Consider the following 15,458-nt stretch of genomic DNA (forward strand, 5'->3'; position numbering starts at 1 on the left):
ATCCTCTTTACTTGACCAAAACCCAGTCTTTCTTCCGTACCTCTACCAGGGTGAAGGCGTCCTTGGTAAGCCCGGCGTGATCCTTGGCCGAGTAGCTGAACACGCCGCCGATACCGGCGAAGTTGCGGGTCGCTTCCAGCGCGTTGCGGATTCCGGCAGGGGTGTCGCCACCCCTCTCGATGGCACCTTTCAGAAGCATCATGGCGTCCCATGCGTGCCCGCCGAAGTGGTCGCCTTCTGCCCTGTAGTGGTTCTGGTAGTCCTTGATGAAGGCGAGGAGAGATCCCTTCTGCTTGTCGCTCTTAGGCAGGAGGTCTGCGACGAGGACTTTCCCGGAAGGAAGCCTGATACCCTCAGCCGCGTCGCCGGCAAGCTCGATGAACTTCTTAGAGGATACGCCGTGGCTCATGTAGAGCGGGATGGCAAGCCCGAGCTGCTTCGCGTTCCTGGCGATGACCGCGGGACCGGGATTGGTGCCCCAGCAGATGATGGCGTCGGGCTTGGCCGACTTGATCTTGGTGAGCTGCGGCGTCATGTCGGTATCTTTCGGACCGTAGGTGTCATCGGAGACGATCTGGATACCGAAATGCTTGGCCAGCGCCTTAAGCTGCTCGCGCCCGGAGGAGCCGAAGGAGTCGGAGACGGTAAGGATGGCGACCTTGCTCTTTTTCTCCTTCTTCAGCTGCTCATAGATGCGCGCGACGGCGAGGGTGTCGTTCTGGGCGGTCTTAAAGACCCACTTCTTCACCGGTTCGGTAATCTTGATGCCGGCCGAGCAGGAGATGAGCGGCACCTGCGCCTTTTCGACGACCGGGATGACCGCCATGGTGTCGCCGGTGGTGCTCGGGCCGATGATGGCGACGACCTGGTCGTTCTTCACCAGCTTGTTGGCGAGCTGAACCGCCTTGGTGGCGTCCCCGCCCGTGTCGTAGGTGATCAGTTCGAGCTTGCGCCCCTTCACGCCGCCGGCCTTGTTGATCTCGTCGACCACCATCTGGGCAGTGTTGCGCTCGGGCTCACCGAGAAACGACGCCGGGCCGGTCACGGCGAAGAGCGCACCGATCTTGATCGGAGGAGCAGCCAGGGCGGCGGTGGACATACAAAACAACGCAAGCGAAGCGAAAGCAGTCGAGACCAGTTTTTTCACGGATCATCCCTCCCCTTAGGTGCGGCAAAGCCGCGATCTTATTTCACGATTACCCAGTCACCCTTGACGATACGCACCATCTCGAAAGCACCGAGGTCGAGCCCGTTGTGGTCGGCCGGGGTCATCTTGAAGATGCCCGACACCCCGACCAGGCGACCGTTTTTCTCGATGCCGTCGCGTATCTGCGCGGGGGTGGTCGCACCCTTTTTCACAGCGGCCAGGATGAGCTGGAAGCCGTCATAGGCATAGCCGCCGAAAGTAGAGGCCTCGACGCCGTAGCTCTTCTTGTATGAGGTGTTGTAGTCCTTGAGCAGTTTCGCCTGCGGGTCGCTGCTTTTCAGCAGGTCGAAGACGGCGAGCTTGCCTGCCGGGAGCATGATCCCTTCGGACGCCTGCGGAGTTGCCAGCTCGATGTACTTCTTCGAAGCAACGCCGTGGCTCTGGTAGACCTGGGTTTTGATGCCGAGTTGCTGGATGTTCCTGGTGATGATGGCGGGGCCGGGGTTCGTTCCCCAGCAGATGATGGCGTCCGGCTTGGCCGCCTTGATCTTGGTGAGCTGCGGCGTCATGTCGGTGTCCTTAGGCGAGTACACCTCGTCGGCCACGATCTTGAAGCCGCGCTTGGCCGCCATCTGCTTCAGCTGCTCGCGTCCGGAAGAGCCGAAGGAATCGGAAACGGTGATGAGCGCGATGTTTTTCTGCTTCAGCTTTTCAGCCTGGATGAGGATCTTTTCGGCCGCGACGTGATCGTTTGCCGGGGTCTTGAAGACCCATTTCTTCACCGGATCGGTGATCTTGATCCCGGCGGCGCAGGAGATGAGCGGTACCTGCTCCTTTTCCGCGATGGGGATGACCGCCATGGACTCGCCGGTTGTGCTGGGGCCTACGATGGCGACGACCTTGTCGTTTTTGATCAGCTTGTTGGCGAGCTGCACCGCCTTGGTGGCATCGCCGCCGGTATCGTAGACGACGACCTCGACCTTGGAGCCGTTGATGCCGCCTTTGGCGTTGAGTTCGTTGGCAAGAAGCTCAAGGGTTTTCTTTTCAGGTTCACCGAGGAAGGAGGCGGGGCCGGTGACGGCGAAGAGTCCGCCGATCTTGATGGTGCCGGCGGCAAAGGCCGCGGTGGCGGTGGTCAGAAGCAGCATGGTGATACTGATTACAGCAAGCATCTTTCTCATCTGTTGCCCCCCTCTTCTTGGTTAACCACATTGAATATGAACAGGTTGTACGAGATCTGTTAACGAAACGGTTCAGGCTGCGGAATAAATTCCTCAGCCGTGATAAAACGCCTCATGTCGATCCGCCGGGACGGTCCATGCTCCTCCCCCTCCAGGGGAGGGAGTTCAAACTACATGCTGTACAGCCTATTCCCCGGCAGCACGTTGAAGTTCTTGGAGGTCAACGTGGTGATCGCCTTTTGCGTCTCGTCGAAGCGGAAGATCATCACCGCGTTTTCGCCGCAGCGCTCGACGAACGCGTACATGTACTCGACGTTGATACCGTCTGCGTCAAGCACCTGGAGGATGTCGGCGAGCCCGCCGGGACGGTCCGGGATCTCGACCGCTACGACCTCGGTCTTGCTGACCGTGAAGCCGCGCTCCTTCAGCACGGTCCTCGCCTTCTCCGTGTCGTTCACAATGAGGCGTAAAATCCCGAAGTCGGAGGTGTCCGCCAGGGAAAGGGTGCGGATGTTCACCCCGGCATCGCCGAGGATGCGGGTCACTTCCGCCAGACGTCCGAACTTGTTTTCGATGAATATGGAGATCTGTTCTACGTGCATGACTTGTCCCCCCTTAGGCCTTGTTCCTGTTGTCGATGACGCGCTTTGCCTTTCCTTCGCTGCGGGTGATGCTCTTCGGTTCCACGAGCCTTACGCGGCAGGTGACGCCGAGCATCTCCTTGATCTGCTTCTCGATTTTCGCCGAGAGCGCCTGCAGATGCTTGATCTCGTCGGAGAAGAGGTTCTCGCCCACTTCAACCTGCACCTCGAGGGTATCCAGGTTGTCCTTTCTTTCCACGATAAGGACGTAGTGCGGCTCGACCCCTTCGACACCCATGAGGATAGCCTCGATCTGCGACGGGAACACGTTGACGCCGCGGATGATGAGCATGTCGTCGCTTCTGCCGCTCATGCGCGCGATGCGGGCATGGGTCCTGCCGCAGACGCACGGCTCGTAGGTGATGGAGGTGATATCGCGGGTCCGGTAGCGGATGAGCGGGATCCCCTCCTTGGTGATGGTGGTGATGACCAGTTCGCCCATCTGTCCCTCGGGAAGCACCTCGCAGGTTTCCGGGTTGATGATCTCGGGAATGAAGTGGTCCTCCCAGATGTGAAGACCCTTCTTCGCCTGGCAGCACTCGATGGCGACTCCCGGTCCCATGATCTCGGATAGACCGTAGATGTCAACGGCGGAGAGGTTCAGCTTCCCTTCGATATCCCGGCGCATCTCCTCGGACCAGGGCTCGGCCCCGAAGATGCCGACCCTCAGTTTCAGGTCGCGGAAGTCGATACCCTCCTCTTTTGCGGCCTCGGCCATGAAAAGCGAGTAGGAAGGGGTGCAGGTGAGGACGGTGGAGCCGAAGTCCTGCATGATCATAATCTGCTTCTTCGTGTTGCCGCCGGACATCGGGATGACCGAGGCACCCAGCCGCTCGGCGCCGTAGTGCGCGCCCAGGCCGCCGGTGAAGAGGCCGTAACCGTAGGAGTTGTGGATGATGTCGCCCTTGTGCACCCCTGCCGCCATGAAGGAGCGCGCCATGAGTTCGCTCCAGGTCTCGATGTCCTTCTTCGTGTAGCCGACGACGGTCGGTTTTCCCGTGGTGCCGGAGGAAGCGTGGATGCGGACGATGTCCTCCATGGGGACCGCGAACAGGTTGTACGGGTAGGAGTCCCGCATGTCCTGCTTGTAGGTGAAGGGGAGCCGCTGCAGATCCTTGAGCGACTGGATCGAATCCGCGGTGACGCCAGCCTTGGCGAGCGCCTCCTTGTAGAAGGGAACCGACTTCTCGACGCGTGCCACCATCGCCTTCAGCCTTTTGAGCTGCAGTGCCTCGAGCGCCTCCCTAGGCAGCGTTTCAAACTCCTCGTTGAAGAACATGACTGACTCCTTGAATCTGACTGACTGCCGAACCTAAAGCCAAAGCTCTAACGCAAAGACGCAAAGCCGCAAAGAAAACCAACAAAAAAACATTAAGGCTTCAGGTTTATACCAGTCTTACCTTCGCGTCTTTGCGCCTTGGCGTCTTTGCGTTGAGGCCTTTTGCCTTTGACCTACTTAAGCCCGCGCCCCATCTGGAACGCCTTCAAGTTCACCTCGAGCGCCTTTTTCGGCACCATCTTCTCGATCGCCTCGATCCAGTACTTCTCCTCGATGTCGAGACGCTTCGATACGGCACCCAGCAGCACGGTGTTAGCGGCGCGCGCGTTGCCCGCCTGTATGGCGAGATTCTGGCCGTCGACGAGCAGGCAGTCCGGGCAGACCTCCTGGATCTTGAGTGCCATGCCAGCCGGGTACTCATCCTGCCCGATCAGCACCGAGGGCGGCGCGATGCAGAGATCGTTCACCACCACGGTGCCGCCCGGCTTCAAAAGGGAAAGGTGACGGTAGCTCTCCATCAGCTCGAAGCCGAAGAGGATGTCGCCGTCCCCTTCCGGCACCATCGGGGAGAAGACCTCCTTGCCGTAACGCACATGCGACACAACGGAGCCGCCGCGCTGGGACATGCCGTGGATCTCGCTCTTCTTTACGTCGAAGCCCGCGAGCATGAAGGTCTCGGAAAGGATCTCGGCGGCGAGCAGGATGCCCTGGCCACCAACGCCCACCAGGACGATATTGGTTACCTTGTCGCTCATTTTGCCTCCTTGATCGCAGAGAACTTGCACAGCTGGCTGCAGACGTCGCATCCGTTGCACAGAAGCGGATCGATGTGTGCCTTACCCTTCTTACCGCTCGACGGGATCCACTCGATGGCGGGGCAACCGATCTTCAAACAGGCGCGGCAACCAGCGCAGGCGTCGTCGACGACTTGCAGCGGTGCGCCCGGCTTGAACACCCCTTCCCTCTTGATGAGGACGCAGGGCTTGTCAGTGATGATCACCGAGGTCTCGGGGCGCTCCATCTCTTCGGCGATGGCGGTACGGCACTCGTCCAGGTCGAGCGGGTTGATGGTGCGCACGTTCTTCACGCCGATCGCCTTGCACAGCAGTTCGAAGTTCACCTCGTTGGTGGGATCGTTCATCAGGGTGTGGCCGGAGCCGGGGTTTTCCTGGCGCCCGGTCATGGCGGTGATCCTGTTGTCCAGGATGATGACCGTCGCGGCCCCCTTGTTGTAGACCATGTCCATGAGGCCGTTGATGCCGGTGTGCAGGAAGGTCGAATCGCCGATCACGGCAACCACCTTCTTCCTCTCCTCGGGGGAGAGCACCTTGGCAGCACCCGTCGCCATGCCGATGGAGGCGCCCATGCATACGCAGGTGTCCATGGCGGAGAGAGGCGGCATGAAGCCCAGTGTGTAGCAGCCGATGTCGCCGGAGACGTAGGCGTTCAGTTGCTTCAGGGTGTAGAAAACGCCGCGGTGCGGGCACCCCGGACACATGTTGGGAGGACGTCCGGGAAGTTTCTCGACGGTGCTAGGCGCGTTCTCTGGGAGACCGAAGGCCTTCCTCACCCTTCCCGGGGTAAGCTCGCCGCAGATCGGGATGATTTCCTTGCCGATGACCGGTATGCCGATCGCCTTGACCTGCTCCTCGATGAACGGATCCAGTTCCTCCACGACGTAGAGCTTGTCAACCTTCGAAGCGAACTCGCGGATCAGATCGAAAGGAAGCGGGTGCACCATGCCGAGCTTCAAAACGGAAGCCTCGGGAAGCGCCTCGCGCACGTGCTGGTAGCTGATCCCGGCGGTGATCACCCCCATCTTGGTGCCGCGCATCTCGACGCGGTTGATGGGGAGAGAGACGCCGTCCTTGGAAAGCTGCAGGATGCGATCCTCGACCACGTAATGACGGCCGCGCGCGTTCCCCGGAAGCATGACGAACTTGGCCGGGTTCCTTTCGAGCTTCGGTTCCTTGACGGCGCCGATGCGCTCGCCAAAGGTCACCACGGACTTACTGTGCGAGATGCGGGTGGTGGTTCTCAGCATCACCGGGGTGTCGTACTTCTCGGAGATCTCGTAGGCGAGCCGGGTGAAGTCGAGGCATTCCTGGGAATCGGAAGGCTCCAGCATCGGGATTTTAACGAACTTGGCGTAGTTGCGGCTGTCCTGCTCGTCCTGGGAGGAATGCAGTTCGGGGTCGTCTGCGCAGACAAGCACCAAGCCGCCGTTAACGCCGGTGTAAGAGAGCGTGAACAGGGGGTCGGCAGCGACGTTGACGCCGACGTGTTTCATGGTGACCAAAGACCTGGCCCCAACGAAAGAAGCGCCAATGCCGACCTCGAGAGCGACTTTCTCGTTGGTGGCCCAAGAAGAGTCGATCTCCTTGTAGCGGACGGTGTTTTCAAGTATCTCGGTGGAAGGGGTGCCCGGGTAAGCGCAGGCGACTTTCACCCCTGCCTCATAGGCACCTCTGGCAATGGCTTCGTTGCCGGATAGTATTTCCTTCATAGATAGACGGTCCTCTTTATTAATGTGAGAGTCGGCGAAATATACTAGAGTATTGGCCGCGCTGTCAACTGCTTTATAGGAACGTGTTAATCGCTAAAATAAGTATTTATGATGAGTTAGATGCCAGCAGAGTCGTTCTTTGAACCATGTTAAAAAGATTTATGACATACTAAAGAAGGCATGTTTACTGTCATAATTAACATCGTTTTGACATGCTCAAACCCGAAGGTGAAATAACAACTTTTATGTGGTCGCAACAGAGTTTCAATTACCCATTGATATCAACTCGCCACGAAGCGCTGGACGAGCCCAAGCGTCCCCCCCCTTTGCGAAGGGGGGCCAGGGGGGATTTGCCTTGATATCCAAAGCAATCAGCTCCAATGGCGCATAGTTGAGAATCTTCACCCCGAGCACATCAATGTTCAGCTTGTGCTCGCAGAGAATCAGGTATAATTTGCGGGTCTTTGGGAAGGATTAAAGGAGGTTCGACGTGGGACTCATCATCAAGTGGTTGTTAAACGGCGTAGCGATTGTCATCACCGCCTATCTTCTGCCGGGCGTTAGCCTTACCGGCTTCGGTGCAGCACTCATCACGGCACTGGTTCTGGGGCTTATCAATACCTTCATCAAGCCGGTACTGATGCTGCTCACCCTCCCCTTGAATATCCTCACTCTGGGGCTGCTAACTTTCGTCATCAACGCCTTGCTCATCATGCTGACCAGCGCGTTGGTGAGCGGTTTCTCGGTGCACGGCTTCGGGTGGGCGCTGCTGTTCAGCCTGGTGCTCTCCATCGTGAGCTACATCCTGAACGTCATCGTCCTCTAGATCGGCTCTCCGATGAGCAGGCGGTTTTTCGGGGTGATGTCACCGGGGATGGTCTGGGTGTAGACCCGGTACCCCTGTGAGCGGAGCCAGGCCGCACGCGTGACGTCGATGGCGAGCGGGCCGTCGAGCCACCCTTTCAGGCTGCCGTCATCACAAGTCAGCAGGTCGTGACAGCACGGAAGCACCGCCACCCGGCAGCGCGCAGCAGCGGCACGCCGCAGCACGAGATCGGTCAGGGCGCCGCAGGCGTGGGCCGAAACGACCAAGTCACTGGAATTCAGCTCTACTTCATTGAGATCCTGCCGCAGGATTTGAAAGCGGGCGGCAGCTGCGGGCCAGTCGGCGGCCACCTCGGCGGCCAGGCGCGCCGCGCTCTCCGGAATGCGAAGGTCGACGGCAACCGCAGACGATATATCGCGATCGAGGATCAGCAGCACCTGCGCCAACAGGCCGTGTCCCGCGGCGAGGTCCACGACCCGTCCGCCACGGAAGCGCCTGTGCACCCTTCGCGCCACCTCCCATGCCTCGTAAAGCTCCTTGCGCGGCAGGCACCCCGCCCGGCACACCGCGCGGGCAATGCGATCAAAAAGGATGTCCCCCGCGAAGTGCGGCAGCATGTGATGGGTGAGACGGTTCTTCGAAGATCGGTCCATCTGCCTTCCTTTACTCCCCTCGCCCGTCGGGAGAGGGGGCGGGGGTGAGGGCTTCGCAATCGGCAATGTCGTCAATCAAGGCAACACCCTCACCCGCCTTCCAGGCACCCTCTTCCCAGAGGGAGAGGGAACGGGGGCGCAGTCGGCGAAGGGCAAAGGTGAGCGTGTCGCACCATCTATCTGAGAAAGAGACCAGCGGAGGCTCCAATGGCGCCAGGCAGAATCCGCATCGGCACCTGCTCCTGGACGGAAAGTAGTCTCATCGAAAGCGGCGCCTTCTATCCGCACGGGGCCGGGACGCCCAAGGCTCGACTAAAGTACTACTCCCACCGCTTCGACACCGTTGAAATCGAAAGCTCCTACTACCAGATCCCCACCATCGAGATGGCCAACGCCTGGGTCAGCCGCACCCCGCCGAACTTTCTCTTTCATGCCAAAGCATTCGGCGCCCTCACCGGCCACAACATCGACCCCAGGAGACTCCCCGCACATTTGCGACGGATGCTGCCCGCAGCCGACCAGGAGAAGGAGGAACTGCACCTTGCCGAGCCCGAATTGCTGAAGGGGGTGGCCCAGGCGATGCTCGAAGCTTTGGTGCCGCTTAGGGAAGCCAGAAAGATGGGGTTCGTCATCTTCCAGTTCCCACCGTGGTTTGGCTTCAGCAAGGCGAACCTCGCCTACCTGGGGTACTGCAGGGAATTGATGACCGGGATACCTATTGCAGTGGAGTTCAGACATGGCAGTTGGTTCACCACGCACCACCGCGACCAGGTCTTCGCATTTCTCCGTGAGCACAAGATAACCTACATTACCTGCGATGAGCCCCAGTACGGCAACCTCACCACCGCCCCTTTTCATCCAGAAGCGACCACCGGCATCGCCTATCTGAGGCTACACGGCAGAAGCGGCGACTCCTGGCACGGCGGCCCGCCCACCGACGAGTACCTGTACCCGGAGCAAGAGTTGGAGGAGATCGCGCAGCACGCCTTGCGCCTGAGCGAGACGTCCCGAACGACCTTCATCATGTTCAACAACTGCCGCTGCGGCTACGCCGCCCAAAATGCCCTGCGCATGCGAGACCGCTACCTCCGCAACTGTGACTAAACGAGGAAGTTTTTTCGGGCACGGGAAATGTAGAATAACCGCATCAACGAAGTGCTGCACGAGCCCTGACGTCCCCCCCCCTTTGCGAAGGGGGGACAGGGGGGATTTGCCTGAGTAGGAGCCCCGTAGTCGAAAGCGTCCCCCAGTTTAAAACCTATTCCTTCCCCGCCTCCAGCAAATCATTCACCACGACCCCCGCCATAGTAAGCCCGAAGATGGAAGGAATAAAGGAGACACTCCCAAGGATCACCCGCCGGTGCTCGCAGGAAAACTTCTGGTCATCCTTGTTCGGGCAGATGCAGTTCCCCTTGCAGCCGCCGTCCTTTCCCACCTGCTCGCGGTATTCCTCCGTCGAGAAGACCACCTTCACGCCGCTCTCGATCCCCTGCTTCTTCAACAGTTTCCGTACCGAGCGTGCCATGCGGCACTTGTGCGTCTGTGAGATGTCGGCGACCCCAATCTTGGTCGGATCGAGCTTCGCGGCCGCTCCCATGCTGGAGATGATCGGAATGTTCCTCTCGCGGCAGGTGCGGATCAGGTGCAGCTTGCTGGTGATATGGTCGATGGCGTCGACCACGTAATCGTAGCCGTCACCCAACAGAAACTCGCTGTTCTCGGCTGAATAGAAGTCCTGGTACGGGACGATCTCCGCCTGCGGGTTGATCAGGCGCATCCTTTCCGCCATGACCATGGCCTTGGCCTTGCCAACGGTGCCGTCCATGGCGTGAAGCTGCCGGTTCACGTTTGTGAGGCAGATCTCGTCGAAGTCGACGATGACCAGGCGCCCGACGCCCGCCCGCACGAGGGCTTCGGCGGCGTAGCTCCCTACCCCGCCCAGTCCGAAGATGGCGACGGTTGCATTTTTGAGGGTGTTGAGTCCAGCAGGTCCAATGAGGAGTTCAGTACGGGAGAAGCGGTGCAGATGTGACATGTTTCCTTTGCCTTAAACGCTATAGCGGTGATGGTGACGGCAAAGTATCGCACAGGTAGGACGTATCTTGGAAGTGAAAGTTTAACCGGCGGCTCAACAACTATCAGCGTCTCGGCAGAGGGTTTCCCGACTCCGTCCGTATCCGTTCGAAGTTTTCTTCCTGGGCAACCTTCTCGTCATAGGTGAAGAAGATGGCGTAGTTGCTCCCTACACCGTGAGGATCGAGCTGGATCCCCTTCTCTTCCCACCTTTTAAAGAGTTGGAGGTTCTCCTCGAAGTTGCAGATCAAGTCGCCGATGGTCCGAGCCCCGACTGCAGTGAACTTGATCTGGTGAACATGCTCGTAGCGCATCCTTTGCATAGACGCCTCCCGGCCTGCATTAGCACCCGCCAAATTCTAGCGTGCTTCAGCCGGGAGGCAATCCATTCCGGACGCATTTGCTATTTCATCTTTTCGTAGAGCGGATCGGCCTGGGTTTCGCTGACCTGCACCCCTTCACGCTCTAGGATTTCCCCGGTCACCCGCCACAGTTGCGTGATCGCGTTGTTGTAATCAACCAGCGCCTGGATCTGGCTCCCCTTCGCGGCCACGAGGTCGTTTTCCACGTCGAACACGTCTTTTGTAGTGGCAAGGCCGACATCGTGGCGTTTCTGGAAGGCACGCAGCCGGTCCTCGGCGTACGCCTTGCCCCGCGCGGTCACCTCGAGCTGTTTGAAGTTTGTGGCAACGAGTCTTATCGCTGCCTTCACATCGCGGTTCACACCCGACTCAAGGTTCTCCAGCTGGGTCCGGGACTGCTCCAGGGCGAGCTTCTTCCTGATGTAGTCGTTTGTCGCGGCGCGGTTACCCAGTGGATACGTGAACTGCACGCCGACTCCCCAGGTAGGCTCGTCGATGGTCGCGGTCTTCTCCAGTCCGCTCAGGAAACCGCGGTCGAAGCCGCCGGTCCCGACCGTCGCGTTCAGGGTCAGATCGGGCAGCGTCTGGTTTTTCGCCACGCGCTGCTGCAGATCGTTGATCCTGATGACGTCGCGTTGGGTCGCAAGCTCCGGGCGGCTCGCCATGGCGCGGGCAAGGGCCTGGTCCTCGGCGACCGTGTAATCGTTGCGGAATGGCTCGTCGGCGAGCACGATCTCGCTGCCCTCGGGAAGCTGCAGCTCGACGCGCAACACGTCCATCTGGTCGCGCACCGCGCGCTCCGCGTCGATGACCTCCTTCTCGCGGGTCGCCACCTGGAATTCCGAGTTCAACAGTTCGTACGCAGGCAGGACCCCCGCCTTCACCCTTCCCCGGTCGTCCTGGAGGATGCGCTGCGCGAGCGCGAGCGAGGTCTTGCGCACCTCGAGGATCTCGCGCAGGTTGTACAGCTTGAAATAGTCGTTGCGCACCTGGACGATGGTATCGCTCAGACGGGTCCTGAATGCGTTCAGGGTCTCCGACTTCGTGAAGCGCGAAACGTTGATGGCAAGCTCGGTGTTCTCGCGACCAAACCCTTTGAGCAGCGGCTGCTGCAGGGTCAGGTCGAGCGCGGTCGAGTAGTAACGCGTAGAGTTGTTCACCCAGCCGCTCGTTACCGTCGCGCCGAGGAGGGTGCCGGTCGGAAGCAGCTGGCTCACCCCTGCGTTAACCGTCACCTGGTCGATCGCCTGCGGCCGGAAGGTCAGGGTGTTGGTGCTATTCGAGCGCTGGTAGTTTGCACCGAGCGTGAGCAGCGGGTCGTAGATGCCGAGGTTGCGCCGGATATCTGCCTCAGCCATCGCCGGGTTGTAGAGCTCCACCTTGAGGTCGAGGTTCTTCTCGAACGCCATGGTGATGGCGTCCTGCAGTTTGAGGTTGACGGTGGGCTGTGCCGAGGCGGTGACTGCTGTACCGAGCACGAGAGTGAGGACACAGGCAACCGCGGTATTTTGGGTTCTCTTCATAGGCGCGATCCTTTCGATCAGCATTGTTGCGGGATTACTCGTATCTCAGGGCATCGATCGGGTTCAGCGACGCGGCCTTGCGCGCCGGATAGAAACCGAAGAAGACCCCCACCCCGGCCGAGAAGCCGAAGGCGATGATGATGGTGTTGACCGAAATCAGGGTGGGCCACCCGATGAGGCTCGCCACGATACGTGCGCCCGCTACGCCTAGCAGCATGCCGATGATCCCGCCGCAGGTGGTCAGAAGCACCGCCTCGGTCAGAAACTGCAGCATGATGTCGCGTTTTTTGGCGCCGATGGCGATGCGGATGCCGATCTCCCTGGTCCTCTCGGTGACGGAAACAAGCATGATGTTCATGATGCCGATCCCCCCCACCACGAGCGAAATGGAGGCGACGGCCCCCAGCAGGATCGACATGACCTTCGAGGACTGCTCGGTGACGGCGAGGAGCTCGGAGAGGTTCCTTATCGTGTAGTCCACTTCGCGGTTCGGACCGATGCGGTGGCGCTGGTTTAGGAGCTCGGTGACCTCTTCCTCTGCCTTGTCGAGCACGTCGGCGTCCTTAGCCTGCACCATGATCGAGCCGACCACGTTGGGGAACTGGCTGCCTAAAAGCTTCCTCTGTGCGGTCCTGAGCGGAACATAGATCACGTCGTCCTGGTCCTGCCCCTGGGGGGATTGCCCCTTGCGGCCGAGAATCCCGACCACGGTGAAGGGAATCTTCTTGATCCTGATGATCTTCCCCATGGGGTCCGTGCCGCCGAAGAGATTATCAACGACGGTCTGCCCGATCAAGCAGTTCTTGGTGGCGCCGTCCACGTCGGATTGGGTGATGTTTCGTCCGGCCACGATGGTCCAGTCGCGCACATGCACCATGTCTGGGGTGACGCCGAAGAGCACGGTGGACCAGTTCTGGTTGCCGTACACCACCTGGCCCGAGCCGCGCACGCTTGGAGCTACAGCCCCGACCGACGGGCATTCCGCCTTTATGGCCCGGGCATCGTCGTAGGTGAGCGTCTGGGTGCCGCCGGCACCGGAACGCATGCCGCCACTCGTCACCGAGCCGGGCAGCACCAAAAGGAGGTTTGAGCCGATGCTGGATATCTGGTCGGAGATCATCTTGCTCGCGCCGGAGCCGATGGCGACCATGGCGATCACCGCGCCGATGCCGATGATGATCCCCAGCATGGTGAGCAGCGCGCGCATCTTGTTCACCCGCAGCGCGCGCAGGGCTATGAGGAGGCTTTGCCACAAGGTCGTCATCGTTTATCCACCTCGGCAGACGGGACAGCGGTTTTTGCCTGGAACTGTTCGTCGGAGATGATCAGGCCGTCACGGAAGATGATGTGCCGGCTGGTGAACTCGGCCACGTCGGGCTCGTGCGTCACCATGATGATGGTGATCCCCTGCCGGTTCAGCTCCTGAAAAATGGCCATGATCTCGATGGTGGTCCTGGAATCGAGGTTGCCGGTCGGCTCGTCCGCCAGTATGATCGACGGGCGGTTCACCAGGGCGCGGGCGATGGCCACGCGCTGCTGCTGTCCGCCGGAGAGCTGGTTCGAGTAATGCCCTTCACGGCTTGCGAGCCCCACCTTCTCCAGTGCCTCGAGGGCGCGGGCCTTGCGCTCCGCCGCAGGGATCTGGGCATAAACAAGGGGCAATTCGACGTTCTGGCGCGCCGTGGTTCGGGCCAGCAGGTTGAATCCCTGGAAGACGAAGCCGAGCTTCTTGTTGCGCACCTCGGCGAGCGCATCGGCCGAGAGCTCACCCACGTTCACGCCGTCCAGCAGGTAACTGCCGCTGGTCGGTACATCCAGGCACCCCAGGATGTTCATGCAGGTGGACTTGCCGCTCCCGGAGGCCCCCATGATGGAGACGAACTCGCCGCGATTCACGGTGAAGGAGACCCCCTTCATCGCCTCTACACGCTCTTCCCCCATCGTGTATATCTTCACTACGTCGTTGAGCCGAACCACTTCGTCCATTTAGAACCTCGGCCCCATCGGCGACCCCATGCCGCCCTTCTTCTTGTCCTGGCCCACCTGCTCGATGATGACGTCGTCCCCTTCTTTCAGGTTCCCACTCACCACCTCGACCATGCCGCCATCCGAGAGACCAGTGCTTATGGATACCGGAACCGCTTTTCCTTCTTTGAGAACGTAGACGGTCTGCCCGCGGTCCTTCCCGCCGGGTTTTCCTCCGGGGCCGGTACCCGCACCGGAACCGCCGCCCGTACCGGTCATGCTCCCAGGGCCCGTCTTCCCTTTGGCGGCCTTATCCTTGCCTGATTTCGGCTTGAAGCGTAGAGCGGCAGCCGGGACCTTGAGCAGGTTGTCCTTTCTCTCCGTCTCGATGGAAACGTTGGCCGTCATGCCAGGCTTCAACTTTAGGTCCTTGTTGTCGACGGCGATCACGGTCACGTAGGTGACGACGTTCTGCGTCACCACCGGGGCGTTGCGGATCTGCACCACCGTCCCTTCAAACTGCTGGTCCGAATAGGCGTCCACGGTAAAGGTAGCCTTCTGCCCCACCTTCAGCTTGCTGATGTCGGACTCGTCGACGCTCGTGTCGATCTGCATCTTGGTCAGGTCCTGTGCGATGGTGAAAAGGGTCGGCGTCTGGAAGGACGCGGCGACGGTCTGGCCGACGTCGACGTTTCTCGACACGACGATGCCGTCCACAGGCGACCTGATCGTCGAGTAGTTCAGGTTCGTTTCAGCCTGCTTCAGGGCCCCACGGGTCTGCAGCACCGCGGCTTCCGCCGCTCTGACGCCGGCGACCGCCGCATCATACGCGGTCTGTGCGGAGTCCATGTCGCTCTGTGCTACGATCCCTTCCTTCAAAAGCTCCTTATTGCGCGCCATGGTCCGTTTGGTATCGGTCACGGTGACGCGCGCCTTGGCGAGGTTGGCCTCGGCGTTAAGCGCGTTGCCACGCGCCTGCTGGACCGCCGAATTGAAGAGCGCCGGGTCGATCTGTGCGATCGGCTGCCCCTTTTTCACCTGGGAGTTGAAGTCGACGTAAAGCTTCGCGATGGTGCCGGAAACCTGGGTGCCAACCTGGACGGTGACCACGGCGTTCAGTGTGCCCGTCGCCGAGACGGATGAGGCGATGGCGCCCCGCTCGACCTTTTGCGTCTTGTACTCGACCTTGGGAGGCTGTTTGAAGTAGAAGAAACCGGCCGTTACCAGAACGGAAAGAATTATGACGGCGCCTATGATTCTTTTCACTGATCCACCTCATTCATGATCATTATCCCTGCAATA

At 60.1% G+C, this 15,458-nt stretch carries 15 protein-coding genes; 2 read left to right on the forward strand and 13 right to left on the reverse strand.

Annotated features, from left to right (window positions below):
• Nucleotides 1–7 precede the first annotated feature (7 nt).
• The 6 genes from E8K79_RS02445 to iorA all read right to left on the reverse strand — a co-directional run bounded on the left by E8K79_RS02445 (nt 8) and on the right by iorA (nt 6,754).
• Nucleotides 8–1,147 (reverse strand): ABC transporter substrate-binding protein, encoded by a 1,140-nt coding sequence (locus E8K79_RS02445; RefSeq protein ID WP_198419762.1) that lies wholly within the window; start codon nt 1,145–1,147, stop codon nt 8–10.
• Nucleotides 1,148–1,185: 38 nt separating this feature from the next.
• The gene (locus E8K79_RS02450; protein WP_136513331.1) at nt 1,186–2,328 is read right to left on the reverse strand and encodes an ABC transporter substrate-binding protein; all 1,143 of its coding nucleotides are present in this window, start codon (nt 2,326–2,328) and stop codon (nt 1,186–1,188) included.
• A 170-nt stretch (nt 2,329–2,498) separates the two neighbouring features.
• Complete coding sequence (locus tag E8K79_RS02455) at nt 2,499–2,930, reverse strand: ACT domain-containing protein (protein WP_135869933.1); 432 nt, start codon at nt 2,928–2,930, stop codon at nt 2,499–2,501.
• Between the two features lie 13 nt (nt 2,931–2,943).
• The gene (locus E8K79_RS02460) at nt 2,944–4,248 is read right to left on the reverse strand and encodes a phenylacetate--CoA ligase family protein (protein ID WP_136513332.1); all 1,305 of its coding nucleotides are present in this window, start codon (nt 4,246–4,248) and stop codon (nt 2,944–2,946) included.
• A 173-nt stretch (nt 4,249–4,421) separates the two neighbouring features.
• Nucleotides 4,422–5,003, reverse strand: coding sequence for an indolepyruvate oxidoreductase subunit beta (locus E8K79_RS02465; RefSeq protein WP_135869931.1), 582 nt, complete (start codon nt 5,001–5,003; stop codon nt 4,422–4,424).
• Entirely contained in the window at nt 5,000–6,754 is a 1,755-nt protein-coding gene (gene iorA / locus E8K79_RS02470; RefSeq protein WP_136513333.1) for an indolepyruvate ferredoxin oxidoreductase subunit alpha, read from the reverse strand. The genes E8K79_RS02465 and iorA overlap by 4 nt, the downstream gene beginning before the upstream one ends.
• A gap of 490 nt (nt 6,755–7,244) precedes the next feature.
• On the opposite strand from iorA, the gene E8K79_RS02475 reads away from it, so the two are divergent.
• On the forward strand, nt 7,245–7,580 hold the full coding sequence (locus E8K79_RS02475) for a phage holin family protein (protein WP_136513334.1): 336 nt from the start codon (nt 7,245–7,247) through the stop codon (nt 7,578–7,580).
• On the opposite strand, the gene E8K79_RS02480 is transcribed toward E8K79_RS02475, so the two are convergent.
• Nucleotides 7,577–8,233: a methyltransferase gene (locus E8K79_RS02480; protein WP_136513335.1), complete on the reverse strand. Its 657-nt coding sequence runs from the start codon at nt 8,231–8,233 to the stop codon at nt 7,577–7,579. The genes E8K79_RS02475 and E8K79_RS02480 overlap by 4 nt on opposite strands.
• Before the next feature lie 207 nt (nt 8,234–8,440).
• Between E8K79_RS02480 and E8K79_RS02485 the strand changes: the two genes are divergently transcribed.
• Nucleotides 8,441–9,337, forward strand: a complete 897-nt coding sequence (locus E8K79_RS02485; RefSeq protein WP_136513336.1) for a DUF72 domain-containing protein — start codon at nt 8,441–8,443, stop codon at nt 9,335–9,337.
• A gap of 154 nt (nt 9,338–9,491) precedes the next feature.
• On the opposite strand, the gene E8K79_RS02490 is transcribed toward E8K79_RS02485, so the two are convergent.
• The 6 genes from E8K79_RS02490 to E8K79_RS02515 all read right to left on the reverse strand — a co-directional run bounded on the left by E8K79_RS02490 (nt 9,492) and on the right by E8K79_RS02515 (nt 15,422).
• Nucleotides 9,492–10,268, reverse strand: coding sequence for a tRNA threonylcarbamoyladenosine dehydratase (locus E8K79_RS02490; protein ID WP_136513337.1), 777 nt, complete (start codon nt 10,266–10,268; stop codon nt 9,492–9,494).
• A 103-nt stretch (nt 10,269–10,371) separates the two neighbouring features.
• Nucleotides 10,372–10,629, reverse strand: coding sequence for a hypothetical protein (locus tag E8K79_RS02495; protein ID WP_136513338.1), 258 nt, complete (start codon nt 10,627–10,629; stop codon nt 10,372–10,374).
• 80 nt (nt 10,630–10,709) lie between these two features.
• Nucleotides 10,710–12,191, reverse strand: a complete 1,482-nt coding sequence (locus tag E8K79_RS02500; RefSeq protein WP_136513339.1) for a TolC family protein — start codon at nt 12,189–12,191, stop codon at nt 10,710–10,712.
• A gap of 34 nt (nt 12,192–12,225) precedes the next feature.
• Entirely contained in the window at nt 12,226–13,455 is a 1,230-nt protein-coding gene (locus E8K79_RS02505; protein ID WP_136513340.1) for an ABC transporter permease, read from the reverse strand.
• A complete protein-coding gene (locus E8K79_RS02510; protein ID WP_136513341.1) occupies nt 13,452–14,177 on the reverse strand; it encodes an ABC transporter ATP-binding protein in 726 nt (241 codons plus the stop codon). Before E8K79_RS02510 ends, E8K79_RS02505 begins: the two co-directional genes overlap by 4 nt.
• Nucleotides 14,178–15,422 carry an efflux RND transporter periplasmic adaptor subunit gene (locus E8K79_RS02515; RefSeq protein ID WP_136513342.1) on the reverse strand — a complete coding sequence of 415 codons (1,245 nt, stop codon included), beginning with the start codon at nt 15,420–15,422 and terminating at the stop codon, nt 14,178–14,180.
• Nucleotides 15,423–15,458: the final 36 nt, after the last annotated feature.

This window comes from Geomonas edaphica (assembly GCF_004917075.1).
GTDB classification, from domain to species: Bacteria; Desulfobacterota; Desulfuromonadia; order Geobacterales; family Geobacteraceae; genus Geomonas; species Geomonas edaphica.